22 protein-coding genes are annotated in these 23966 nt (G+C 71.7%); 8 read left to right on the forward strand and 14 right to left on the reverse strand.

Going from position 1 to position 23966, the window contains the following annotated elements:
* Positions 1 to 62 precede the first annotated feature (62 nt).
* Positions 63 to 548 carry a helix-turn-helix transcriptional regulator gene (locus IEZ06_RS25615; protein ID WP_189239237.1) on the forward strand — a complete coding sequence of 162 codons (486 nt, stop codon included), beginning with the start codon at positions 63 to 65 and terminating at the stop codon, positions 546 to 548.
* A 153-nt stretch (positions 549 to 701) separates the two neighbouring features.
* On the opposite strand, the gene IEZ06_RS25620 is transcribed toward IEZ06_RS25615, so the two are convergent.
* The 3 genes from IEZ06_RS25620 to IEZ06_RS25630 all read right to left on the reverse strand — a co-directional run bounded on the left by IEZ06_RS25620 (position 702) and on the right by IEZ06_RS25630 (position 2393).
* Positions 702 to 911, reverse strand: a complete 210-nt coding sequence (locus IEZ06_RS25620) for an FmdB family zinc ribbon protein (protein WP_189239238.1) — start codon at positions 909 to 911, stop codon at positions 702 to 704.
* A 98-nt stretch (positions 912 to 1009) separates the two neighbouring features.
* On the reverse strand, positions 1010 to 1831 hold the full coding sequence (locus IEZ06_RS25625) for a GNAT family N-acetyltransferase (protein WP_189239239.1): 822 nt from the start codon (positions 1829 to 1831) through the stop codon (positions 1010 to 1012).
* A 52-nt stretch (positions 1832 to 1883) separates the two neighbouring features.
* Positions 1884 to 2393 carry an HNH endonuclease gene (locus IEZ06_RS25630; protein WP_068903643.1) on the reverse strand — a complete coding sequence of 170 codons (510 nt, stop codon included), beginning with the start codon at positions 2391 to 2393 and terminating at the stop codon, positions 1884 to 1886.
* A gap of 317 nt (positions 2394 to 2710) precedes the next feature.
* Here IEZ06_RS25630 and IEZ06_RS25635 point away from each other — a divergent pair, with 317 nt between their 5' ends.
* On the forward strand, positions 2711 to 4783 hold the full coding sequence (locus tag IEZ06_RS25635; RefSeq protein ID WP_189239240.1) for a prolyl oligopeptidase family serine peptidase: 2073 nt from the start codon (positions 2711 to 2713) through the stop codon (positions 4781 to 4783).
* 89 nt (positions 4784 to 4872) lie between these two features.
* Here IEZ06_RS25635 and purU read toward each other — a convergent pair whose 3' ends face one another.
* A complete protein-coding gene (gene purU / locus IEZ06_RS25640) occupies positions 4873 to 5724 on the reverse strand; it encodes a formyltetrahydrofolate deformylase (RefSeq protein WP_189239241.1) in 852 nt (283 codons plus the stop codon).
* 346 nt (positions 5725 to 6070) lie between these two features.
* On the opposite strand from purU, the gene IEZ06_RS25645 reads away from it, so the two are divergent.
* Both IEZ06_RS25645 and IEZ06_RS25650 read left to right on the forward strand, forming a co-directional pair.
* Positions 6071 to 7009, forward strand: a complete 939-nt coding sequence (locus tag IEZ06_RS25645) for an inorganic phosphate transporter (protein ID WP_189239242.1) — start codon at positions 6071 to 6073, stop codon at positions 7007 to 7009.
* Positions 7006 to 7638, forward strand: a complete 633-nt coding sequence (locus IEZ06_RS25650) for a DUF47 domain-containing protein (protein WP_189239243.1) — start codon at positions 7006 to 7008, stop codon at positions 7636 to 7638. Before IEZ06_RS25645 ends, IEZ06_RS25650 begins: the two co-directional genes overlap by 4 nt.
* Positions 7639 to 7711: 73 nt before the next feature.
* Here the strand turns inward: IEZ06_RS25650 and IEZ06_RS25655 are convergent, their stop codons facing one another.
* From IEZ06_RS25655 to IEZ06_RS25670, 4 genes are all read right to left on the reverse strand, one after another.
* Positions 7712 to 8860: an FAD-dependent monooxygenase gene (locus IEZ06_RS25655; protein WP_189239244.1), complete on the reverse strand. Its 1149-nt coding sequence runs from the start codon at positions 8858 to 8860 to the stop codon at positions 7712 to 7714.
* Positions 8857 to 9474: a TetR/AcrR family transcriptional regulator gene (locus tag IEZ06_RS25660; RefSeq protein ID WP_189239245.1), complete on the reverse strand. Its 618-nt coding sequence runs from the start codon at positions 9472 to 9474 to the stop codon at positions 8857 to 8859. Before IEZ06_RS25660 ends, IEZ06_RS25655 begins: the two co-directional genes overlap by 4 nt.
* 729 nt (positions 9475 to 10203) lie before the next feature.
* Positions 10204 to 10695: a GNAT family N-acetyltransferase gene (locus IEZ06_RS25665; protein WP_189239246.1), complete on the reverse strand. Its 492-nt coding sequence runs from the start codon at positions 10693 to 10695 to the stop codon at positions 10204 to 10206.
* Positions 10692 to 12254 carry an NsdA family TPR-like regulatory protein gene (locus tag IEZ06_RS25670; RefSeq protein WP_189239247.1) on the reverse strand — a complete coding sequence of 521 codons (1563 nt, stop codon included), beginning with the start codon at positions 12252 to 12254 and terminating at the stop codon, positions 10692 to 10694. Before IEZ06_RS25670 ends, IEZ06_RS25665 begins: the two co-directional genes overlap by 4 nt.
* A 437-nt stretch (positions 12255 to 12691) precedes the next feature.
* Between IEZ06_RS25670 and IEZ06_RS25675 the strand changes: the two genes are divergently transcribed.
* The 4 genes from IEZ06_RS25675 (at position 12692) to IEZ06_RS25690 (ending at position 16319) form a co-directional block, all read left to right on the forward strand.
* Complete coding sequence (locus tag IEZ06_RS25675) at positions 12692 to 12880, forward strand: hypothetical protein (RefSeq protein ID WP_229798673.1); 189 nt, start codon at positions 12692 to 12694, stop codon at positions 12878 to 12880.
* A gap of 386 nt (positions 12881 to 13266) precedes the next feature.
* Entirely contained in the window at positions 13267 to 14298 is a 1032-nt protein-coding gene (locus IEZ06_RS25680) for a mechanosensitive ion channel family protein (RefSeq protein ID WP_229798675.1), read from the forward strand.
* Positions 14299 to 14345: 47 nt separating this feature from the next.
* Positions 14346 to 14744 carry a globin gene (locus tag IEZ06_RS25685; protein WP_189239248.1) on the forward strand — a complete coding sequence of 133 codons (399 nt, stop codon included), beginning with the start codon at positions 14346 to 14348 and terminating at the stop codon, positions 14742 to 14744.
* Positions 14745 to 14789: 45 nt separating this feature from the next.
* The gene (locus IEZ06_RS25690; RefSeq protein WP_189239249.1) at positions 14790 to 16319 is read left to right on the forward strand and encodes a glycoside hydrolase family 13 protein; all 1530 of its coding nucleotides are present in this window, start codon (positions 14790 to 14792) and stop codon (positions 16317 to 16319) included.
* A 101-nt stretch (positions 16320 to 16420) separates the two neighbouring features.
* Here IEZ06_RS25690 and IEZ06_RS25695 read toward each other — a convergent pair whose 3' ends face one another.
* From IEZ06_RS25695 to IEZ06_RS25720, 6 genes are all read right to left on the reverse strand, one after another.
* Complete coding sequence (locus IEZ06_RS25695) at positions 16421 to 17242, reverse strand: arylamine N-acetyltransferase family protein (RefSeq protein WP_189239250.1); 822 nt, start codon at positions 17240 to 17242, stop codon at positions 16421 to 16423.
* 44 nt (positions 17243 to 17286) lie between these two features.
* The gene (locus IEZ06_RS25700; protein WP_189239251.1) at positions 17287 to 17748 is read right to left on the reverse strand and encodes an acyl-CoA thioesterase; all 462 of its coding nucleotides are present in this window, start codon (positions 17746 to 17748) and stop codon (positions 17287 to 17289) included.
* Between the two features lie 68 nt (positions 17749 to 17816).
* Complete coding sequence (ettA, locus tag IEZ06_RS25705; RefSeq protein WP_189239252.1) at positions 17817 to 19481, reverse strand: energy-dependent translational throttle protein EttA; 1665 nt, start codon at positions 19479 to 19481, stop codon at positions 17817 to 17819.
* 26 nt (positions 19482 to 19507) lie between these two features.
* Positions 19508 to 20809: a GGDEF domain-containing protein gene (locus tag IEZ06_RS25710; RefSeq protein WP_189239253.1), complete on the reverse strand. Its 1302-nt coding sequence runs from the start codon at positions 20807 to 20809 to the stop codon at positions 19508 to 19510.
* A gap of 391 nt (positions 20810 to 21200) precedes the next feature.
* The gene (locus IEZ06_RS25715) at positions 21201 to 21962 is read right to left on the reverse strand and encodes a single-stranded DNA-binding protein (RefSeq protein ID WP_189239254.1); all 762 of its coding nucleotides are present in this window, start codon (positions 21960 to 21962) and stop codon (positions 21201 to 21203) included.
* A 283-nt stretch (positions 21963 to 22245) separates the two neighbouring features.
* Complete coding sequence (locus IEZ06_RS25720) at positions 22246 to 23892, reverse strand: YfjP family GTPase (protein WP_189239283.1); 1647 nt, start codon at positions 23890 to 23892, stop codon at positions 22246 to 22248.
* Positions 23893 to 23966: the final 74 nt, after the last annotated feature.

Consider the following 23966-nt stretch of genomic DNA (forward strand, 5'->3'; position numbering starts at 1 on the left):
TACACTCCTGAAGCCGGTAACTCTGTTCGAAAAATGTCGGTGCTCGTCCGTATTCTGTGGGTATGGCTACCGTCATGAAGCCCCCCGCCAGCCCGCTGACGACCGCCGAGATCGCCGCCCTCGCCCTGTCCCTGGCACACCTGGGGTCGGGCCCGCAGGCCGCCGCCGCCCGGCACGGCCTCCGCCACGCCTTCGAGCACCTGGAGCTCGACGACGACGTCACCGCCACCACCCTCGCCACCCTGACCGAGCCGCTCCCCTCCGCCGTCGCCGACCGGGCCAGGACCATCGCGGGCGCGATCACGTCCCGGCTCGTGATCCGCCTGCACTACCGGGACGTCTCCGGCCGGATCACCGTCCGCGACGTCGATCCCGTGACCTGCATGGTCCACCGCGAGCACTGGTATCTCGTGGGCATGTGCCGCATGCGCGGCGCGATCCGGGCCTTCCGGTTCGACCGGATCATCGCCACGGAGCCCACCTTCGTCCCCGCCCGGCCGCATCCGGCCGAGCGCTTCCTGCCCTTCCAGGGCAAGCGCGCGGCGTGACCCTCCGCAGGCGGCGTGACCTCCGTGGGGCGCTCCGCTGAAACGCCGCGCCGAGCGCCCCTGAGACGCCGGAACGCCGCCTCGCGAGCGCGGGGCGGCGTTCTCGTGCGGATCGGCGACCGGGGCGCCGCTTTCCGCGGACTCCGGCCGAGGTCAGCCGCCGCAGCAACCGCCACCGCAGCAACCGCCGCCGCCGGCGGGCCTGGGGGCGGCGGCGCCTCCGGTCATGGCGACCGTGGACAGCAGCCGGACGGTGTCCTCGTGTCCCTCGGGGCAGAGCGCGGGTTCGTCGGACTTGGCCATCGGGCGCGACAGTTCGAAGGTGGACCCGCAGGCACGGCAGCGGAAATCATAGCGAGGCATGCCACCAGATTACTCAGGCCGCCGGGTTCCTCCCCCGTCCCGGAGCGGTCGTGACCCGGTCGTCGCGAAGATGTCACGGAATCCGGCGCGGCGGCCCCTCACCCGAAGGCGATCTCGGCGTAGTCGGCGATCGCCCGGTAGCCGATCGCCTGGTAGACGGAGTTGGAGACCGGGTTGCCCAGATCGGTGAAGAGCAGCACCTCGGTGGCACCGGCGTCCAGCGCCTCGCGGGTCACCGCGCGCGTGACCGCCTCGCCGTACCCCCGCCCGCGGAACTCCGGCGGCGTGTAGACCGGGCCGATCCGCGACATGGCCCCGATCGGCGCGGAGAAGGCCGCACACGCGACGGGACGCCCGCCGTCCTCCCACAGGACCAGTTCCTCACGGCCGATCCGGCTGGAGACCACCGGTAGGAGCTCACCCGCCCGCTCTCCCAGCGCCTCGAAGTGGAAGTCGGCGAGCCAGGCCGCGAGCAGTTCGCGGTCGCCGGTGCCCGCCGTACGGGCGGCCCCGGAGACCGGGCGCCGGAGCGGGCTCACGGATTCCAGCCGGTAGAGGCGCTCAAGGATGCGCCGCTTCACAGGCCGCCACCAGGAGGCGGCGAACGCCTCCACCTGCGCCAGCGGTCCGCTGATCTCGGGGACCACCCGCTCGGCCTCGATCAGCGCGGCGGCCAGGGACGGCACGGAGGAGGCTGGGAGGTCGGGCAGGAGCAGCCCGCGCGGCGGGGCGTGGACCGCCGCGGCGACGGTCCGGCCGTCCTCCTCCAGCCAGGCCAGCAGCACGTCCCCGCTGTGCACGCCGGCGCGGATGCCGCGCAGGACGGTGAGCGGGGCGGTGTTGCGGACCGGGTCGCGGAGCAGCCACGGCTCCGCCGCCCCGGCGAACACCTCGACGTCGGAGGTGAAAATCCATGCCATGCACCGATTGTGCCGACACGGACCTCGCCGGGGCGAGCGGATACGGCGGATCTCAGGCCGCGTTCTCCGCGAGGTACGGGGCCCACTGGGGGTCGCCGACGACGTGCGCGCCGATCAGCCGCCAGTGCACGCCGCGCGGCACCACCGGGGCGACGTTCAGCGTCCAGCCCAGCTCCTCCAGCAGCCTGTCGGCCTTGCGGTGGTTGCACGTCGTGCACGAGGCCACGCAGTTCTCCCACGTGTGGGGGCCGCCGCGCGAGCGGGGGATCACGTGGTCGATGGTGTCGGCCCGCTGGCCGCAGTAGGCGCACCGGTAGTCGTCCCGGCGCATCAGCGCGGTCCTGGTCAGCGGGATCCGCGACCGGTAGGGGATGCGGACGTAACGACGAAGCCTGATCACCGACGGCACGTCGACCGTGCGGCTCGCCGAGCGGAGCACGGCGCCCCGCCCGTCGCGGTGCACGACGTCCGCCTTCTCCCGCAGCACCAGCACCACGGCGCGGTGCATGGGGAGGGTGGTCAGGGGTTCGAAGGTGGCGTTGAGCAGAAGGACCTGGCGCATCAGCGGGCCTCTCCCGCCGTGCGTCGCGTCGTCTCGGGGGGCACGCCGTCGCGTGCCCCGGTTGGCGGCCCCTCTTGGGGCCCGGGCGCTTCCGTCACGAGGACCTCCGCCGGACGGCCCAGCGGATGGTCACCACGGCACCGTCCTGGACCAAGTTTGACTTCTGGACCGGTGTGCCCGCCACTCATAAACGACTGGAGGGACTCCTGGTGCTTTTATGCCCCCATTACCTGTTCTTCACTCCTCCGAAGCTCGTTCGGTACGCCTGCCGCGCAAGCGGTGTCCCGTTGTCCGCCGGAGGTCGTAGGGTTCCAGCCATGACGCGACAGCCGTACCCGCCCGCCCGCCGTGACGACGTCGTCGAGGACCTGCACGGCACCCCCGTCCCCGACCCCTACCGCTGGCTGGAGGACCCCGACGACCCGGCCACCGCCGAATGGCTGGCGGCTCAGGAGAAGCTCTTCACCGCCGGGATGGGGGAGCTCCCGGGACGGGAGCGGTTCAGGGCCCGGGTCGCCGAGCTGCTGAGGTCCGGTTCGGTGGGCGCCCCGGTCTGGCGGGGCGAGCGGCGCTTCTTCATGCGGCGCACCCCGGAGCAGGAACACGCCGTGCTGTACACCGTGGACCCCTCCGGCGCCGAGCGGGCGCTGCTGGACCCGATGGCGCTGGACCCGACCGGGCTGACCACGCTGGACGCCTGGCAGCCCGACAAGGAGGGCCGCCTGCTCGCCTACCAGATCTCGGTCGGCGGCGACGAGGAGTCCAGTCTCTACCTCATGGACGTCGCGACCGGGACCCGCATCGAGGGCCCGATCGACCGGTGCCGCTACTCCCCCATCGCCTGGCTGCCCGGCGGCGAGGCGTTCTACTACGTGCGCAGGCTGCCCGCCACCGAGGTCCCCGCCGGCGAGGAGCAGTACCACCGCCGCGTCTACCTGCACCGGGTCGGCACCTCCACCGAGGAGGACGTGCTGATCTTCGGGCACGGCATGGAGAAGACCAACTACTACGGCGTCGGGGTGTCGCGCGACGGCCGGTGGCTGCAGATCTCCGCCTCCCGGGGCACCGCTCCCCGCAACGACCTGTGGACCGCCGACCTGGAGGCCTCCTCCCCCGATGCTCCGGAGCTCGTCGTCGTCCAGGAGGGCGTCGACGCCCAGACCGGCCTGCACTTCGGCCGCGACGGCCTGCTCTACGTCTTCACCGACCGCGACGCCCCCCGCGGGCGGATCTGCGTCACCGACCCCGCCACCCCGCAGGCCGAGCACTGGCGCGACCTGATCCCGCAGGACCCCGAGGCCGTGCTCTCGGACTTCGCGATCCTCGACGACCTGGACCGGCCGGTCATGCTGGCCGGCTGGACCCGCCACGCGATCAGCGAGATCTCCGTGCACGACCTGGCCACCGGCGAGCGGACCGGCGAGGTGCCCACCCCCGGGCTGGGCACGATCGGCGGCATCAGCGAGCGGCCGGAGGGCGGCCACGAGGCCTGGTTCGGCTACACCGACAACACCACGCCGCCCACCGTCCAGCGCTACGACGCCCGCACCGGTGAGACCTCCCTCTGGGCCGCCTCCCCCGGCGCCGTCGAGGTGCCCGCGGTCACCACCGAGCAGGTCGTCTACCGCTCGGCCGACGGCACCGAGGTCCACATGCTGGTGATCTCCCCGCCCGGCGCCGAGGGCCCCCGCCCCACGATCCTGTACGGCTACGGCGGCTTCGGCATCTCGATGACCCCGGGCTACTCGGCCTCGATCCTGGCCTGGGTGGAGGCGGGCGGCAGCTACGCCATCGCCCAGCTGCGCGGCGGAGGCGAGCAGGGGGAGGACTGGCACCGCGCCGGGATGCTCGCCTGCAAGCAGAACGTCTTCGACGACCTGCACGCGGCGGCCGAGCACCTGATCGCCACCGGCGTCACGACCTCCGACCGGCTGGCCATCTCCGGCGGCTCCAACGGCGGCCTGCTGGTCGGCGCCGCTCTCACCCAGCGCCCCGACCTCTACGCCGCGGTGGCCTGCTCGGCCCCGCTGCTCGACATGGTCCGCTACGAGCTCTTCGGCCTCGGCGCGACCTGGAACGTGGAGTACGGCTCGGCCGAGAAGCCCGACGAGTTCGCCTGGCTCTGGTCCTACTCCCCGTACCACCGGGTCCGCGAGGGCGTCTCCTACCCGGCGACGCTGTTCACCGTCTTCCAGTCCGACACCCGGGTCCACCCGCTGCACGCCTGGAAGATGTGCGCGGCCCTCCAGCACGCCCAGGCGGCCGACCGGCCGGTCCTGCTGCGCAACGAGGCCGAGACCGGTCACGGCGCCCGCGCGGTCAGCAAGACCGTCGACCTCGCCGCCGACCAGCTCACCTTCCTGGCCCACCACACCGGCCTGACCGCCTGAGGCCGCTCCCCCGCCCGGCCCCGGAGCCGGACGGCCGCCGGCCCCCCGTGTCGGCGGGGCCGGCGGCGGGGGCGTCCGGCGGGGCGGCCCTACCGGGGGAAGACGATCGTCTTGTGGCCGTCGAGCAGCACGCGCTGCTCGGCGTGCCACTTGACCGCCCTGGCCAGCACGAGGCACTCCACGTCCCGGCCGATGGCGACCAGGTCCTCCGGGGAGTGGCTGTGGTTGACCCGGGCCACCTCCTGCTCGATGATCGGCCCCTCGTCCAGATCGGACGTCACGTAGTGGGCGGTGGCCCCGATCAGCTTCACCCCGCGGGCGTGCGCCTGGTGGTACGGCTTGGCGCCCTTGAACGACGGCAGGAACGAGTGGTGGATGTTGATCGCCCGCCCGGCCAGCTTCTCGCAGAGGTCCTGCGAGAGCACCTGCATGTAACGGGCGAGCACCACCAGATCCGCCTGGTAGTGCTCGACCAGCGTCAGGACCTCCGCCTCCTGCCTGGCCTTGGTCTCCGGGGTGACCGGCAGGTGGTGGTAGTCGACGCCGTGCGACTGGGTGAGCGGGCGCAGGTCGGGGTGGTTGGAGACGACCGCGACGATCTCGATGTCGAGCAGGCCGGAGCGGACCCGGTGGAGCAGGTCGTTCAGGCAGTGGTCGAACTTGCTGACCATGATGAGCACGCGCGGCCTGACCGCCGCGGCGCGCAGGTTGACCTCCATGCCGAACTCGGGGGCCAGCGCGGCCAGGGCGGCGCGCAGTTCGTCCTCGGGCACCGGCGCGGAGAACTGCACCCGCATGAAGAACCGCTCGCTGTCCCGGTCGCCGAACTGCTGGCTCTCGGTGATGTTGCACCCGTACCCGGCGAGCATCCCGGAGACGGCGGCGACGACCCCGGGACGGTCCGGGCAGGACAGCGTCAGGACGTACTCGGCAGGACTCATGGCCTTCACCTTCGCGCAGGTCGGATCGTTCGGGCGCCGTGGGGCCGGGTCCGTCCCGGCCGCCGCGTTCTCCGCGTCCGGCCGGCACCGGTCCGTCCCGGCGGCCGCGGGAACGAGGTTACCCGGGTCCGCCGCCGGGGCGGGCCCGCCCGCCGCTCTCCGGCCGGGCCGGCGCCGGCCGTCTCGCATCCGGGTGCTATGTTCCGCGGTCTCCGGGTATCTATGTCCGGTGACCGATCACCCCCGAGATACGGACGGAGACGACACCGACGCAGACGCGAAGCCCGCGTACGGGACCCGCACTCGGGAAGCCGGAGGCGCGGACGGCTGACGTGGGGTGGGAACCGTGGACCTCGCCGCGCTGACGGCGCTCGCGGCGCTGTTCGCGATCGTCACCGGGGTCAACGACGGCGGCGCGCTGCTCGCGACCGGCCTCAAGATCCCCAGCATCCGGCCGGTGACCGGCGTGCTCATGATGATGACCGCGGTCGCGCTGGTCCCCCTGGTGACCCACCGGGTCGCGACCACCTTCGCCACCCGCCTGACGGTCGTGGGAGGTCCCGCCGGGCGGATCGTCATGTCCGTCGCGGTCCTGTCCGCGCTGGCCGTCGTCATGGTCCTGAGCAACCGGGGACGGCCCACCAGCCTGACCCTCGCCATCGTCGGCGCCCTCACCGGGGCCGGTCTGGGCTGGGGGGTGCCCGTCCCCCTCCGGACCGTGCTGTTCGTCCTCGCCGTCGCGCTGGCGGCGCCCTTCATCGGCGCGCTGCTGGCGGTCCCGGTGCGCCGCGCGCTGTCGCGGCTGGGCCACACCCGCCTGCTGCTGCGGTGGCACCGGGCCGGGTTCACCCTGCAGTGCCTGGCGTACGCGGCCAACGACGGCCAGAAGATGCTGGCCGTCTTCATGCTGGCCCAGGGCTTCTCGGAAGCGCATCTGCCCACCTGCGTCGCGATGGCCGGGATGTTCGGGGCCGGCGCCGTGTACGGCCTGCCGCGTGCCGGCCGTACCCTCAGCCGGGAGATCATCGCCTCGCGGCCGCTGCACGGGGTGACCGCCGAACTGGCCAGCGGCACCGCCGTACTCGGCTGCGCCGCGCTCGGGGCGCCGGTGAGCATGACCCAGACCATCGCCGGCGCCCTGATCGGAGCAGGGATGACCGGGAGCGCCGGCCGGGTGCGCTGGCACGCCACGTTGAAGATCGTTCTAGCCTGGATGCTGACGTTGCCGGTGAGCGGCCTGCTCGCCGCGGCGGCGGCGCTCATCGTCAGAGGGGTGGTCGCTTGAAACGGTTACGCCGCATCCGGGACCTGATGACCGGCCACATGGACAGCGCGCTCACCGACGCGCTGATCGGGCAGCTGGAGGCGACCAAGCAGGGCGCCTGGCTGGCCGTCGCGATGATCGGCGGCGACACCCGCAGGTCCGACGCGCACGAGATGATGCGGGAGATCGAACACCGGGGCGACACCGAGCGCGCCCGCCTGGTGGAGGAGCTCTCCGGCGCTCTGATCACCCCGATCGACCGGGAGGACATGTTCCGGCTGTCCCGCTCGATCGACGACGTCCTGGACTCCCTGCGGGACTTCGTCCGCGAGTCGCACCTCTACCGGGTGCGCGAGCAGCGGCGCTTCGCGCCCATGCTGGACCAGGTGATCACCGGGATCGAGGCCCTGGAGACCGCCGTCCACGACCTGGCGTCCCGGCCCTCGGCGGTCACCGGCGACGCGCTGGAGGTGAAGAAGGCCAGCGGCGCCCTCCAGCGCATGTACCAGTACGAGATCGCCCAGATCTTCTCCGGCGAGATAACCTCCGAGACCATGAAGGAGCGCGAGCTGGTACGCCGCCTGGAGGTCGTCGCGAGCGCCATCGGCGACGCCGCCGACGCCATCGCCGACGGCGCGATGAAGCGCTGAGCGATGGCGGAGGTGAGCGACCGGCCCGCGGCGCGGATGGTCTGCGTGGACGGTTCCGGCCCGGGCCCCGCGCTCAGACGCCGGCGCTCAGCCGCCGGAAAGCGCGGCCCATGACGGCGGTGCCGCCGGGCAGGTCCGCGAGGCCGAACAGGCGGTTGCGCAGCGTTATCCGCCAGGCCTCGTGCGGGACCATCCAGCGGGCGGCCCCACGGCCGCTTCGCTGCTTGCCCAGGACGAACGGGCGCATCCGGCGCTCGTAGCGCTCCAGAGCCGCCTCGACACCGGCGCCGAGCAGCTCGGTGGCGAGCAGGTGCGCCCCCGCCATCGCCATCGACGACCCCTGGCCCGCCATGAGCGAGACCGCGTGGGCGGCGTCGCCGAGCAGGGTGACCCGCCCCCGGGTCCACCCGGGCATCCGGATCTGGGCGACCTGGTCGTAGTAGGGGCCCTCCGGACAGTGCGCCAGCACCCGGTCCACCAGGCCGCCCATGCCCCGGTAGCGGGACGTGATCTCCGCCCGGGTGTCGGCGGGCAGGACCGTCCCGGGTGAGGCGTGGACCAGCCACGCGGCGAGGTCCCCGTCCCGCGTCGGGTAGATCCCCGCCTGCCGGTCCGGCACGCCCACCAGGAGAGCCCTCCTGCCCACCTCTTCCGCCAGTCCGGCGTCCCGGACCAGGTAGGAGGCCGTGTGGTAGCCGAGCAGGCGCAGGTAGCGCTCCTCCGGGCCGAAGACCAGCCGCCGGACCACGGAGTGCAGGCCGTCGGCTCCCACCAGGAGGTCGGCGCGGTGGACGCCCCCGTCGGTCAGCTCGACGTCCACTCCGCCGGGGACGTCCCGGATCGCGGTGACGCTGGTGCCGTACCGGATCTCGGTGCCGGGGTCCAGCGACGACCGCAGGATCCTCTCCAGATCGCCGCGCATGATGCTCAGCACGCGCCCGCCGGCCATCGCCCTGGCGGAGTCGTAGCTCAGGCCGCCGGCCCGTCTGCCTCGCCCGTCGAGGTAGACGATCTCGGCGATGTCGGCGGAGGTGCCGTGCAGCTCCGTGAGGATGCCCATCCGCTCGGCCACGTCGTAGCCGGCTCCGAAGAAATCGATCATGTAACCGTCGTCGCGCGGCCCGGCCGCCCTCTCGACGACCGTCACCTCGGCTCCGGCCCGCCGCAACCACCACCCCAGCGTGAGCCCGGCGATTCCGGCGCCGCAGATCAGGACCTTCATGACGTTTCCTCTCCCTTGCCGAACAGACCGTCCCGGTAGACGCTCAGCACCTCCTCCGCCCACCTGGTCGCCCCCTCGGGCGCGAGCGGGTCGACGCCCAGGACGTCGGCGAGCTGGTCGCGCAGGAGCAGCAGCACCAGGTCGTTGACCATGAGGAAGGCCGTACGGACCTCCGGGTCCCGGCCCGGGGAGAGGACCCCGCGCTCGGCGAGCTTCCCGGTCATCGCCCTGCTGGCCGCGAACCACCGGCGGAACACGGCCGTCCCTGCGGGATCGCCGGACAGCAGCAGCCGGCGCAGGTAGGCGGGGACCGGTGAATCGGGTGGGAGCTCCGACAGGAGCACCTCCGCCATGGACGCTCCGTCGGACAGGTCGAACTCACCCCTCGCCGCTTCGGCGAACAGGGCGTCGAACACCGACGCCACGTGGTCGTCCACCATCGCGCGGAGTCCGTCCTTCGAACCGAAGTGATGGATGACGAGGCCGGGTGAGACCTCCGCCGCCGAGGCGATCTGGCGGACCGTCACCGAAGCGGGCCCCTGCGCCGCGAACAGCTCCAGCGCCCGGTCCCGGATGACGGCCCTGGCGGTACGGTCGTCTCGTGCTGAACACATGTTCAATAAACTAAACGATCGTTCAACCCAAAGCAAGAGCCGTCCCTGCCATGAGCGGTGGCTCCGGGAGGAGCTGCGCCCGCCGGGCGGCTCTCGGTCATCGCGGCACGGCACGAGCCGAGCGGCGGGAGGAAAGATCCTCAACCAGGAGGTAGAGGACCACCCCGACGGGAGAGGATCCTCCACCCGGGGCGGCATGGCCACAGGTCCATCCCGCAGGCGACCGGGGACGCATTCCCTTCCGGAGGGGGAGGACGACTCCCCCGGGAGTGATTCTCTCCACCCGCCCGAGGGCGGTTCTCTTCACCGCCGGCAGGGCTCCGGCTCCCACACGACCAGGCTCCAGGGCTCGTCGACGACCCGGGCCCCGGCAGGCGGACCACCGACGCATCCGGGTGGTCCCGGCGGAGGGGAGTGGAGGGACGACCTGCCCTCCGGCATGGAGCAGCCGCACGGGCGGCGGGAGGCCCGGCCACGCGGCGGCCACCGGCGCCCGCCCGGCAGGAGGTTGGAGCACCCGGACGGGCGCCGGGGCGTTCCGGCCGGCACCCGCGCCCGGCTCAGCCCACGTGCGTAGCGCTGGCGGCACCGCTCAGCCGGGCGACACCGGGCTTGTGCACGATGATCCTTTTCATCGCACCCCCAAAAATCGACATGGGTACGAAGAGTAAGTATTCCGACATTTCCTGGAATCGCAATGACGAAAAACGGATCAGTACAGCATTGGCATTATTTAGGCAGGACGGACATCGCGTCTTTCAGGTCCTTCTCCCAATACAGTACGACGTATCCCCCGCGCTCCTCCCTGCGGATCTCACGCCAGCCGTACTTGCGATAGAGCCCGATCGCGGCATGCTGGTTCAGCGTGGTGTCGCAGAGGAGCCGGACATAGCCCAGCTCGACCGCCCGGGCCTCCAGGGAGAGGACCATCCGGGCGCCGTGCCCCCGCCGCTGGAACTCCGGATGCACCCGGAGCCGGCACATCTCGGCCGTTTCGTCGTCGATCCGGCGCAGCCCGCCCATCGCCGCCACGCGGCCGCCGATCTCCCCCACCAGGAACTCCCCCCGGTCCGCGAGGTAGACCTCGTTGATCCGCGGGAAGTCGTCGTCGTACCAGACGCCGTCTCCGGGGGCGAGTCCGACCTGCGCGAGGCAGATCTGGTGCAGCGCGCAGACGGCCTCGAGGTCGGACCAGCGGTAGCGCCTGACCCTGAGGCTCATGCAGTCGGCACTTCGAGCTCGGTCACCGAGGCGGTGCGCAGCGCCTCCAGATACGTCTTGAGGCGGGGGTGGCCGGGGGCCTTGGCCTCGACCGCCCTCGCCACCTCCTGCGCACGCTGCATGAGGATGTCCGGCCTGCACCCGTCGACCAGGCCTTCGATCGTCGCCTGGGCGATGGTGAGCGCCTCCTCGACGTCGCCCTCCATCAGCTTGCACCTGGCCCGGTCAAGCCTGATCAATGTGGGGTCGAGCCAGTCGGAGGGACCGTACTTGGTGAGAGCCTGCTCGAGGATGAGATCGGCCTCCATCGCCTGACCCAGCCTGACCAGGGCGTCGCCCTGGTGGAAGTAGAGCTGGCGCTCGGTGTAGCCGAAGGCCGCGTCCTCCTTCTGGTCGGCGGTCATCTGGGAGAACGCCGCCCTGGCCCGGGACAGCGCCCGCTTGGCCTGGTCGACCACGTCCTTCTTCCCCGAGCCCGAGAGCATCGCCAGCGCCCGGGCCTCGACCACCGGCGCCATGGCCTGAGCCGCGCACGGGGTCTGACCGGCCAGGTCACCGCTCTTCTTGGCGAGGTTGAGCGCCTCGCGCGGGTCGCCGTAGTAGAGCGGGACCAGCGCCTCGCGGGCCGTGACCCAGGCCCGCAGCGCGCGGTCCCCGGTCTCGTCCGCCGCCATCCTGCCGGTCCTGAAGAAGGACCGGGCCATCCGGTGGTCGCCCAGATTGATCATGATCATGCCGCTGAGCCCGGACAGCTGCGCCGCCATCCGGCAGAGCCGTTCCTGCAGGTCCACCGGCTGCCGCCGCTCCATCGCCTTGCGCACGGCGCTGAACTCCAGCAGCACGTCGCACAGCAGGCGGAGCGGCGGCGTGTTCATGTACTGCCGGCCGAAGCCGACGGCGGCCTCCTCCCACTGGTCGAGCATCGCCGGGGAGACCGTGGCCGACACCAGGGTGCCGTCCATCCTCCTGCGTATGTTGTCCACCGATCCGAGCACCTGGCCGTCCAGGGCGACACTGCCGCCGGCCAGAAGGCCCAGAAGCGTTCTCCGTAGCACGTTCTCGTCCTCCTCGCCCCCGTCCACCGTAGGGTCACTGTCGACCTGAGGTGGGATCCACCGCTCGCGCGGCCCAGGGGAAGTATCGGGTTTCTCATCCTGGAGATCGCCTCGGACGACACCGGGCATCTTGTGGCCGTGGCCGCAGATGCACGGGCCCTCGTATCCAAGGGCGACCGGTTCTACCCGGTAGACGGTGCACAGATAGTGGAGGTATTCGGGGCCGGGCCGCTTCAGCCCGCTCTCGTAGGCGGACAGAAGCGTCTCCCCGATGCCGGGCGCCGGCTTGCCGTCGCGCTCGAACAGCGCCCTGACCTGTTCGATCACGTCGGCGAGCGCGATGCCGTGCGCGAGACGATGACCCTTGATCCGCGTGGTCCCGAACTGCGGACCGCACTTCTCGTGGATCTCCTCGGCTATCTGCGCCGAGCCTCGTCCCGTGGCCAGACCCCGGGCTCGGATCCGCCGCGCCAGCTCTGTCTCTCTGTGCTGCCTGCCGGACATACCGGCCCCTCTCTCGTGACCAGCTGGGCGGGCTGGCACACTTACATGTCCTGACCGGTCCTCTCCTGATGACTCAGTGTGACCATAGCGTCGCACTGCGCCTACTGAGAATGATGGACCACCTTTGACTCATCCGGAACCAGCGAATAGAGCCATCGGCTAAGGATCGTCTCCCCCCGGACTGCTTCTTTCAACCTACTTGGGAGAACGTCCACCCTGATCTTGGGTTTCACGCCGTTGACCGCAGCGCCGCCGTGAGACATCTTTGGCCGACCAGCACCGATTCGCCTGATCGCAAGAATGCGATTCGGTGCCGGCCGAACCCAAGGAGGAGGGACGAGGTGCAGGGAGACGACTTCGCACATCTGGAGCGATTGGTGTCAGAACTGGGCGCTCGGGGGTTGCACGCCCGCGTGGTGCGGAGCCAGACGGGTCGCGTGTTCGTCCGCGTGATCAACCCGAACGCGACCAGCCTGGCGGAGAACGTCACCTGCCGCGCCCAAGCCGCGCCCAGCCATCCCGACTGGTACTACTGGTGGTCCTGGGGCGAGCGGATGCACACGGCGGAGGACCCCGCCGGTGCCGCGACCAAGGTCGCACGCGTACTCGCCGCGGTGGGGGATTGACGACGGCGGCGGACCGGCACGGAGCGCAGCCGTACCGGTCCGCCGCGCCCACCGCGGCCCGGCCGGGCCGGCGGGGTGACCGGTGCGGAGCGTCCTCGGACGCTGGGCACCCCGCCGGCTTCGGAACACAGAGCCGCCGTCCGGGTCCTCCCGGACGGTGATCGGGGAGAGATCCCTCCCGCGTAGCGGTACGGGACACGCTTCCGGGTGCGTGCCCCGTCCGTGCCGTACGCCACCGGAGCGTCCGGATCCGCCCCCCGCGGCCCCGGACCGGACGCCCCCGTCTTCCCCGGCGTGATGTGACGGCGGCCGGTTCTGTCGGCAATATTGGGGGCGTCGATGACTTCCCCATTGCCGACCGAACCGATCCGGGAGGGATCCTCTCCGTGTTCCTGCTGTCCCCCAGCCCTTCTCCCACCCCGTCGCCGACCCCGGCCCCCTCATCGACACCCGGCACCTCGGTCCTGGAACTCCCCCTCCAGATGACCGAAGGACTGAGCAGGGCGTGCAAGAGCAACGGCGAGGCCGACATAGTCTGCGACCTCGTGTCCTCCGTCCTGCCCGCGGCCTGGGCTCCCGTGATCGGCGGCCTGATCGCCATCTCGCTGATCATGCTGGTCGCCTTCGTCCTGCGCAACGTCTCCCACCGCCTGATCACCCGGGTGGTACGGCGCGCCTCCTCGGGCAACTCCTCGATCGCCGGGCGGCTGCGGGGCCGGCAGACGGTGCAGCCGGAGGGACTCGACGCGGTCGCCGCGGAGCGGCGCAGGCAGCGCTCGGAGACCATCGGCTCGGTGCTGCGCTCGGTCTCCTCGATCGTCATCATCGGCACCGCGATCCTCACCGTCCTGGAGCGGCTCTCCGTCCCGATCGCCCCCCTGCTGACCAGCGTCGGCATCATCGGCGTGGCCCTCGGCTTCGGCGCCCAGGAGCTCGTCAAGGACTTCATCGCGGGCATGTTCATGCTCCTGGAGGACCAGTACGGCGTGGGCGACGTGATCGACGCCGGTCCCGCGACCGGCACCGTGGAGGCCGTCACCCTGCGCATCACCCGTCTGCGGGACGCCGACGGCCGCGTCTGGTACGTCCGCAACGGCACCATCACCCGGGTCGGGAACGAGTCCCAGGGCTGGTCCCGCGCGACCGTGGACGTCCCGGTCGCCTACAGCGCCGAGGTGCCGGCGGTCCGCGAGATCCTCTCTCAGGTCGCCGAGGAGATGTGGGAGGACCCCGCCTTCCGCGACTCCGTCATCGTCGAGGAGCCGCAGGTCTGGGGGATCGAGCAGATCTCCGACACCGCCGTGGTCTTCCGGATCAGCGCCAAGACGATCCCGTCCCGCCAGGCGGAGGTCGCCCGGGAGATCCGCCTGCGGGTGAAGGCCGCCCTGGACCGGGCGTCCATCACGATCGCCGGCTGACCCGCGCGGCGGGCGATGCCCGCCGGATGACCCCTTAGGCTGAAACCGTGTCAGGTACCACCGAGGAATCCCAGTCGTTCTACGACGCCGTCGGCGGTGAGGAGACCTTCCGCCGTCTCGTCCGCCGCTTCTACCAGGGGGTCGTGGACGACCCGCTGCTGTGGCCGATGTACCCCGCGGAGGACCTGGCGGGGGCCGAGGACCGGCTGAGCCTGTTCCTGATGCAGTACTGGGGCGGGCCGGGCACCTACAGCGAGCGGCGCGGCCACCCCCGGCTGAGGATGCGGCACAACCCGTTCGTGATCGGGGGCGCCGAGCGGGACGCGTGGCTGCGGCACATGCACGACGCCGTGCTCTCCCTGGAGCTCCCCGAGGAGCTGGAGAAGCGCCTGTGGGACTATCTCGTCTATGCGGCGCACAGCATGGTCAACGCGCCCGACGCGTGACGCGCCCGACGCATAAAGGCCGCCGGGCCGGGGCAACCCCCACACATGGAAATCCCCTGGTGGCGTGATGCCGTCGTCTATGAGATCTACGTTCGCAGCTTCGCCGACGCCTCGGGAGACGGCGTCGGCGACCTGGCCGGCGTCCGGCAGCGCCTGCCGTACCTCGCCGAGCTCGGCGTGGACGCGATCTGGCTGACCCCCTTCTACCGTTCCCCCATGGCCGACGGCGGCTACGACGTGGCCGACTACAGGGACGTGGACCCGCTGTTCGGCACCCTGGACGACTTCGACGCGATGGTGGCCGAGGCCCACCGCCTCGGCCTGCGGGTGCTCGTGGACATCGTGCCCAACCACAGCTCCTCGGAACATCCGTGGTTCCAGGCGGCCCTGCGGGGCGAGGGCCGCGACCGCTACGTCTTCCGGGACGGCGGCGAGCTGCCGCCCAACAACTGGCAGTCGACCTTCAGCGGCCCGGCCTGGACCCGGCTCCCCGACGGGCAGTGGTACCTGCACCTGTTCGACTCCTCCCAGCCGGACTTCAACTGGCGCAACCCCGAGGTACACGCCGAGTTCCTCGACGTGCTGCGGTTCTGGCTGGACCGGGGGGTGGACGGGTTCAGGATCGACGTGGCGATGGGCCTGTACAAGGCCGAAGGGCTGCCCGACACCCCGCCCGAGGGCCAGGCGTTCACGTCCGAGTCGCCCATCTGGAGCCGCCCGGAGGTCCACGAGGTCTACCGGGAGTGGCGCAAGGTGCTCGACTCCTACGAGGGCGAGCGGATGGCCGTCGGGGAGGTGTGGACCGACTCCGCCGAGGACCTCGCGCGCTACGTCCGCCCGGACGAGCTGCACCAGAGCTTCAACTTCGCCTGGCTGCAGGCGCCCTGGTCGGCTACGGCGTTCCGCAAGGTCATCGACGACACCCTGGCCACGGGGGAGGCGCACACCTGGGTGCTCTCCAACCACGACGTGGTCCGCCACGTCACCCGCTACGGTGAGGGACTGCCCGCCTCGACCACCGGGCTCGCCCGGGGACGGGCCGCGCTCCTGGCCATGCTCGCCCTGCCCGGGTCGGCATATCTCTACCAGGGGGAGGAACTCGGCCTCCCGGAGGTGACGGATCTTCCCCCTGAGGTCCGCCAGGACCCCATCTTCATCCGCTCGGAGGGCACGCTCCCCGGCCGGGACGGATGCCGCGTCCCCCTCCCGTGGTCCGGTGCCGCCGAGCCGTACGGGTTCTCCCCCGAGGGTGTGGCGCCGTGGCTTCCCCAGCCGGCGGAGTGGGCCGCGCTGACGGCCGAGCGCCAGTCGAACGACCCCGGTTCGACGCTCGCCTTCTACCGGCAGGCGCTGCGGGCCCGGCGGTCGCTGCGCGGCACGCTCCCCGACCTGGTCACCTGGCTGGACTCCCCCGAGGACGCGCTCTTCTTCGCCCGCGGCCCGCTGACGTGCGTCGTCAACTGCGGCTCGGAGCCGGTGCCGCTCCCGCCGCACGACCGGGTCCTGATCGGCAGCGCCCCGGTGGAGGGCCACCTGCTCCTCCCGGACACGGCGGCCTGGCTGCACACGCCGTAGCGCCCCGCGCCGCCCGGGGACGGAGTCCGGCCTCTCCGGCGCCCCGTCCCCGGCCGGGCCACGCGCGTCCTGAGCGGCCAGGGCACCCGTCCCCGGCTGTGCTACCCCGCGTCCTGAGCGGCCAGGGCGCGGCCGGCCAGGACCTCCGCCTCGCCGACCTCCAGGCCGATGCCGAAGACCTCCTCCAGTACGGCGTGCAGCTTCCCCGGCTCCAGTCGCTCCCCGTCGAGTTCGAGGCCCTGCAGCCGGCGGCGGGCACCCGCGGCCGTGTGCTGGACGATCGGGTGCCTGACGAACGGCGAGGTGGGGACGGTGGAGGTGTAGTGGTTGGCCACCTCGAAGTCCGCCGGATAGTGCGTCTCGACGCGGAAGGAGTACAGCGCGATCCAGCCTTCCGGGCGCAGGGCGTGCAGCACCCACTCGTCGCCGTCCCTGCCGAGCCGCCAGTCCCAGCCGTCCACCGAGGAGAGCGCCCCGTCGGCGAGCGGCACGGGCTCCAGCAGCCCGTCTCCGCCGAATCCCACGTCGGCCAGATGGGTCGTGCCCTCGACCTCGACCAGGAGCATGGCGTGCGAGCGCGGGCGCCGCCGGTCCTCGCCCATCCTGACCCTGGCCAGCAGCCGGGTCACCGGGTAGCCGAGCCGTTCCAGCACTGCGGCGAAGAGCAGGTTCTGCTCGTAGCAGTAGCCGCCACGCCGGGAATCCACCAGTTTGCCCTGGAGGCTGGCGATGTCGAGCCGGACGCCGCGGCCCAGGATCACGTCGAGGTTCTCGAACGGGATCGCCGTCACGTGGGCGCGGTGCAGCGTGCGCAGGGTCTCCGCGGTGGGGTCGAGCGGGCCCTGGTGGCCGATCCTCCGGAGGTAGGCGGTCAGGTCGGCGCGTTCGACGCCCCACTCGGAGGCGAGAGTGTTCTCCGTCATGCCCCCATCATCACCTTTCACGACATGCCGGAGATGTCATTCGATCATCTGGATCCGGCGTCCTGCGGGCCTTCCGCGGTGAACCTGCTCAGGTAGGCGATCTCATCCTGGTTCAGCCGCCGGGGGGCGCCCTTGGCCACGTCGTAGGCCACGAGGATCGAGCGGGCCCGGACGAAGACCTCGTCGTCGTCGCGGATCTCGTAGTCGAGGGTGAAGCGCACCGGGCGGATCTCGGTCACCCAGGTCTCCACCCTGACCGGGTCGGGCCGGAAGGTGAGGGGCCGCCGGTAGTCGATCTCGTGCCTGGCCACGACGAGCCCCTGGAACGGGGCGAGGCCCTCCCGGTGGGGATCGACGTGGAACAGCCCGAGGCGGGCGTCCTCCAGGTAGTCGAAGAACCGCACGTTGTTGACATGACCCAGCGCGTCGATGTCGGCGAACCTGACGGCCCGGGGGAAGACGTGCCGGTGCGCGCGGTCCGTGTCGTTCGTGGTTTGTTCGAGCACACCGAGAACCGTAGCGGTCCCCGCCGCCTCCGCCCGGCGGCGGGGTTGCGGGGACCGCGGCGGGCCGGTCAGTCGCGAGTGAGCTTGCGGTAGGTCACCCGGTGCGGGCGGGCCGCGTCGGCGCCCAGCCGCTCGATCTTGTTCTTCTCGTAGTCGGCGAAGTTGCCCTCGAACCAGAACCAGTTCGAGCCCTCTTCCCAGGCCAGGATGTGGGTCGCGATGCGGTCGAGGAACCACCGGTCGTGCGAGGTGATGACCGCGCAGCCGGGGAAGTCGAGCAACGCGTTCTCCAGGCTGGAGAGCGTCTCGGTGTCCAGGTCGTTGGTGGGCTCGTCGAGCAGGAGCACGTTGCCGCCCTGCTTGAGGGTCAGCGCCAGGTTGAGGCGGTTGCGCTCGCCGCCGGACAGGACCGCGGCCTTCTTCTGCTGGTCCGGGCCCTTGAAGCCGAACGCGGCGATGTAGGCGCGGGACGGCATCTCGACCTGGCCGACCTTGATGTGGTCGAGCCCGTCGGAGACGACCTCCCAGACGTTCTTCTTCGGGTCGATGCCGCCGCGGCTCTGGTCGGCGTAGGAGATCTTGACGGTGTCGCCGATGACGATCTCACCGCTGTCCGGCGTCTCACCACCGGTGATCATGCGGAAGAGCGTGGTCTTGCCGACGCCGTTCGGGCCGATCACGCCGACGATGCCGTTGCGGGGCAGGTCGAAGGTGAGACCGTCCATCAGGAGCCGGTCCTCGAAGCCCTTGGTGAGCTTCTCGGCGCGGATGACCGTGGTGCCCAGGCGCGGGCCCGGCGGGATCTGGATCTCCTCGAAGTCGAGCTTGCGGTGCTTGTCCGCCTCGGCGGCCATCTCCTCGTAGCGCTGGAGACGGGCCTTGCTCTTGGTCTGGCGGGCCTTGGGGTTGGAGCGCACCCACTCCAGCTCGTCCTCCAGGCGCTTCTTGCGCTTGGCGTCCTTCTGACCCTCGAGCTTGAGCCGGGCGGCCTTGGCCTCCAGGTAGGTGGAGTAGTTGCCCTCGTAGGGGTGGCACCGGCCGCGGTCGAGCTCCAGGATCCAGGTCGCCACGTTGTCCAGGAAGTAGCGGTCGTGGGTGACGGCCAGGACGGTGCCGGGGTACTTCTCCAGGTGGGACTCCAGCCACTGCACGCTCTCGGCGTCGAGGTGGTTGGTGGGCTCGTCGAGCAGGAGCAGGTCGGGCTGCTCCAGCAGCAGCTTGCAGAGCGCGACCCGGCGGCGCTCACCACCCGACAGCTGGGTGACCTCGGCGTCCGGGGGCGGGCAGCGGAGCGCGTCCATCGCCTGCTCCAGCTGGCTGTCGAGGTCCCACCCGTTGCGGTGGTCCAGGGCGTCCTGGAGCTTGCCCATCTCCTCCAGCAGCTCGTCGCTGTAGTCGGTGGCCATCAGCTCGGCGATCTCGTTGAACCGGTCGAGCATGGCCTTGGTCTCGGCGACGCCCTCCTGGACGTTGCCGAGCACGGTCTTGGACTCGTTGAGGGGGGGCTCCTGCTGCAGCATGCCGACGGTGAAGCCGGGCATGAGCCGGGCGTCGCCGTTGGACGGCTGCTCCAGGCCCGCCATCATCTTCAGCAGCGTCGACTTTCCGGTGCCGTTGGGGCCCAGCACGCCGATCTTCGCGCCCGGCAGGAACGACAGCGTCACGTCATCGAGGACGACCTTGTCACCGTGCGCCTTGCGCACGCGCTGCAGTGTGTAGATGTACTCCGGCATGCCTTCTAGCTTAGGCCCTGCGGAGGTCAGCTAGGGGCGTCCTGCGGGCCGGACGGCTGCGCGGGCGGCACGGACGACGTGGCCGGCAGGTAGATCCGGTCACGGCCGAGCTCCTTGGCGTGGTAGAGGGCCAGATCGGCCACCGCGAGCAGCTCGATCAGATCGTTGCCGTGCACGCTCATGACCGCTACACCGGCCGAGATCGTCACGCTGATCATGCTCCCGTCGACCGGGACCGCCATCCGCCCGATGCGCGACCGCAGCCGCTCGGCCACCCGCCGCGCCTCGGTCGTGTCGGCTCCGGGCAGCAGCACGACGAACTCCTCCCCGCCGAACCGGCCCACCACGTCGTATTCGCGGAGCTGACTGCGGAGCGTCGTGGCCACCCCGACCAGGACCTGGTCTCCGATCAGGTGGCCGTAGCTGTCGTTGACCCGCTTGAAGTGGTCGATGTCGATGATCAGCACCGCGAGGGGGTCGCCGGTCCGCCTGGCCCTGACGATCTCGGTGTCCGCCTCGCGCTGCCAGGCGGCGGCGTTGAGCAGGCCGGTCTTCGCGTCGGTGCGGGCCGCGGCCTGGAGCTGGGCGTGGAGCAGGCTCCGCTGCAGCAGCACCACCGGCGGCAGCGCCAGCACCAGCAGCGTCAGGTTGATCCCGCAGGTGATGGCCACGATGACGCCGAGGCAGAGCTCGACCATGTCCAGTGTCAGGCTCTCCCGGTCCCACAGCACCTCGCGCCAGCGGCTGTCGGGATTGGCGGTGTGCGCGGCCACGGCGATCAGCCCGGTGTTGAGCACCGTGAACAGGACCGCGCAGCCGATCGCGACGAGGATCGGCCATCCCCGGCCGGTGCTCAGCGCGGACGGGTCCCCGACGGCCGCATGGAACAGCACCGAGGCCGCGCAGCCGGACAGTCCGATGGCCGCCGAGCTGAACACCCTCCGGTAGACGACCGTCTCGCGCACCCGTTTCTGCAGCAGGATCTGGAGCGGGATCGGAGCGACGAGGGCGTAGACCGGCGGCAGGAGGAGGGCGACGGGCAGCCACCAGGCGGACAGCAGGTCGCGGGCGACCCCGGCGGGCATCCCGAGCCTGCGGGTCGCCTCGATGCAGACCGCTCCGCACGCCATCAAGGCGGTGAAGGTCAGCGTGTCGGACCAGCGGAGGACGCTGGTCGTGGCGGAGAATGCGATCGCGGCCAGAGCCAGGGCCACGACCCCGCAGAGGTAGACGACCAGCGGGCGACGCTGCCCCAGCAGGGGCCACCGACCGGCCAGGGTCGCCACGCCGTCACGTGGCTTGGCCGAGGTATGACTGGGCGCCACCATACAGTCCCCCTCTTTGGCTAACGATGTGTAACACAATAGTTGCGGAGTGTGCGCCGTGCGATGGGAACCGCTACCTTGGGCGGAGTGAGCCGACATATCGGGTGGCTTGCGACGGACATCGCTCTCTACGCGACCGGAACGTGTGGGAAAGGAGCAGCCATGCTGCGGGGCGTGACCTGGACCTGACAGGTGCCTCGGCGTCTGAGACGAACCCGACCATCGGCCGTTTTCCCCCAGGTGATCCGCGCCCGCAGGGGCGAGGCACCGACCGCGTCCGGCCGATGCCTCTCTCTCCGCCCCCCTCCTGGACCCCGCCCCTCCCGGACCCCGTTCCCCGCCGTCGGCATGCGCACGGGCACCGGGGAGATCTCCGCACCCCGGCGGAACGGCCTCAGGCCGCCATGCGCGCTCCGGCGCGCCACAGCTTGCCGCTCCTCGACTCCGGGACGGCCGCCCCGTCACCCTCGCCCTTCCCTCCGTCGGCGACCCCGTCCGACTCCGGGCCGCCCGCCTCGGCGGAGCCGACGGCCTCGGTGCCCCCTGCCACCGTCTCTCCGATGGCCTCGGTGTCCCCCGCCACCGTCTCTCCGGCGGAGCCGACGGCCCGTTCGCCGACGGTCTCGGCCGACGCCTCCCCGCCGCGCGCCACCGCCCCGTCCGCGAGCTCCCGCGGCTCCCCCAGCGACGGCCTCTGCACGGGCTCTTCCGCCGACGCCCCGCCCAGCGCCCAGTCGTGGGTCCCCCGGTCGAGCTCGCTGCGCTCCTCCGCGCCCAGCGACGGGGCCGTCCCGCCCCGCTGCGGCTTGCTGAAGCTCCCCAGGCCCCAGCGGAGGTCGTGTCCGAGGGAACCGGCCTCCACCTCCGCCATGAACCGGCGCTCCCCCTCGTGGACGAACTCCCGGATGCGCAGCCGTCCGTGGACGACGATCGGCTGGCCCACGTGGACCGATTGGGCAACGTTGTCAGCCAGCCCTCGGAAGCACCGGACCCCGAAATAGGTCGTCTCGCCGTTGCGCCACTGCTGGTTCTCCCGGTCGAAGTAGCGGTTCGTCGAGGCCACCTTGAGCGAGGTGACCCGCGACCCGTCCGGGAAGGTGTGCTGGCGCGGCGGGGCCGCGACGTTGCCGGTGAGCGTGACGTGGATGTCGTTCATCGTGCCTCCCATGAGAGCGGGCGGACTGCCCGCGGCATGGAAGACACGATGGCCCGCGCGGCCCGGGTGCCGGGCCTCCGCCGAGCGCGCTGTGGACGAGCGGACGCGGCGCGGGCGGACCTGTGGACGACCGGCGGCGCCGCGCCGCCGCCGGGAACGAGGCGCCGCGGAACCCGGCGGCCATCTGCCGGACGGCCGCGCGCCCCGGCGCCCGCGCCGCCCGGGGACCGGGGACCGGGGACCGGGCGGTCGTCCAGCCGCGCCACCCGACACCCGCCGGGGATCAGCCGCGTACGGCGCGCAGGGCCGCGTAGAACTCGTTGTACCGGGCCAGTTCGCGCTCCACCGGCTCGATCACCATGCTCTCGGCCAGTGCCGCGACCCTGCGGCGCATCTCGCGCTCCAGCCTCTCGCGCTCGCCCGCCGCGCCCAGCACCACGAAGTTCCGGCTGGCCACGGCGGTGAGCAGGCCCAGGCCGAGAACGGAGAGCAGCATCAGGACGACCCACGGCAGCGCGGCGGCGTCACCGAAGAACGCCAGGCCCTCCGGGATCTCCCCCACCGCGAACACCCCGTAGGCCAGGGCCGTGCCGACCCAGGCGACACCCGCGACGAAGAGCAGTACCAGCGTGTACTGCCAGACGAGCAGGGCCCGCCACCAGGCGGGCACCCGGTCCAGGCGGGGGGCGATCTCCGTCAGCTCCTCCGACAGCGCCTTCGGCAACTGCGCCGAACGGGAGCGCGCGGCGTCCCGGACCGCATTCCTCCAGGCTTCGTGCATGCCCGTGGTGAGGCCGTCCGACAGGGCCTGGACCGCGTTGTCCACCTCCGCGGGCTGCGCGCTCACCGCGCCGCCGCTCAGGCCCCGGATCTCGTCCCGGAGGTCGCCCAGGCGCAGGCTGTCGAGCGGGTCGGGGCGGAGCTTCGTGATCCAGCGGGCGTACGGCCAGCCGACCCATTCGGTCGACCGCACGCCGTACACGTTCTCCATCGCCTCTCCGACGGCCGGCACGCCGACCGCGTCGCAGAGCGCGTCGGTCAGCCCGATCCGGCGGGCGTCGTCGACGGAGGCGGGCGAGGAAGGGACGCCTTCGGCGGGCATCGCCTTCGCCAGGCGCCGGACCAGCCGGTCGAGGTCGGCCTCCAATCGCTGGATCGCGGCCCGGCGCCGGACCACGGCGTCGGAGAGGACGGCCTTGAGGTTGTCGACGCCCCTGCCCGTGGTCGCGGAGGTCGTCACGATGACGGGGTTCTCGAGCCCTTCGCGGCGGAGCAGGTCCTCCAGGTCGGCGACGCACTCGGCCAGGTCCTCGGGACTCAGCCGGTCGACCTGGTTCAGCACGAAGACCGTCACCGCGTCGTGCCCGGCCAGTTCGGTCACGTAGCGGCGGTGGGTGGACGCGTCGGCGTACTTCTGCGGGTCCAGCACCCAGACGACCAGGTCGGCCACCTGGATCAGCCGGTCGGCCTCGGTGTCGGTGAGCGCCCGGATGGAGTCGTGGTCGGGCAGGTCGAGCAGGACCAGGCCGTGCAGCCCGCTCTCGCCCTTGTCGAGGGCGCTGGCCCTGGCGAAGCGGTGCCGCCACTGGATCTGCAGCCAGTCGAGCAGCGGTCCGGCGCCCTCCAGGCCCCAGACGCACGCGTGGGTGCGCGCCGTGGTGGGCCGCCGCACCCCGGTGGGCGACAGCTCCAGCCCGGATACGGCGTTGAAAAGCGACGACTTGCCGCTGCCGGTGCCTCCGGCGAGGGCGACCACCGTGTGGTCGGGGGAGAGCTTGAGCCGGTCACCGGCGCGCAGCAGCAGCTGACCCGCCTCCGTGAGGACCTTGGGGTCGACTCTGCCCGGTCCCAGCTCCACGATCCGGGCGACCGCGGCGAGCCGGCCGCCGAGTCCCTGCCGCGTCTGGACGGTGCCGATGGTGCCGGTCATCGTCGCCACCGCCCCTCGTTCGCGGTACGGCCCGCGGCCGGCACGGGAACCGCCGGCCGGGCGGACCTGCGGAC

The organism is Planomonospora antibiotica, from assembly GCF_014647955.1.
GTDB classification, from domain to species: Bacteria; Actinomycetota; Actinomycetes; order Streptosporangiales; family Streptosporangiaceae; genus Planomonospora; species Planomonospora parontospora.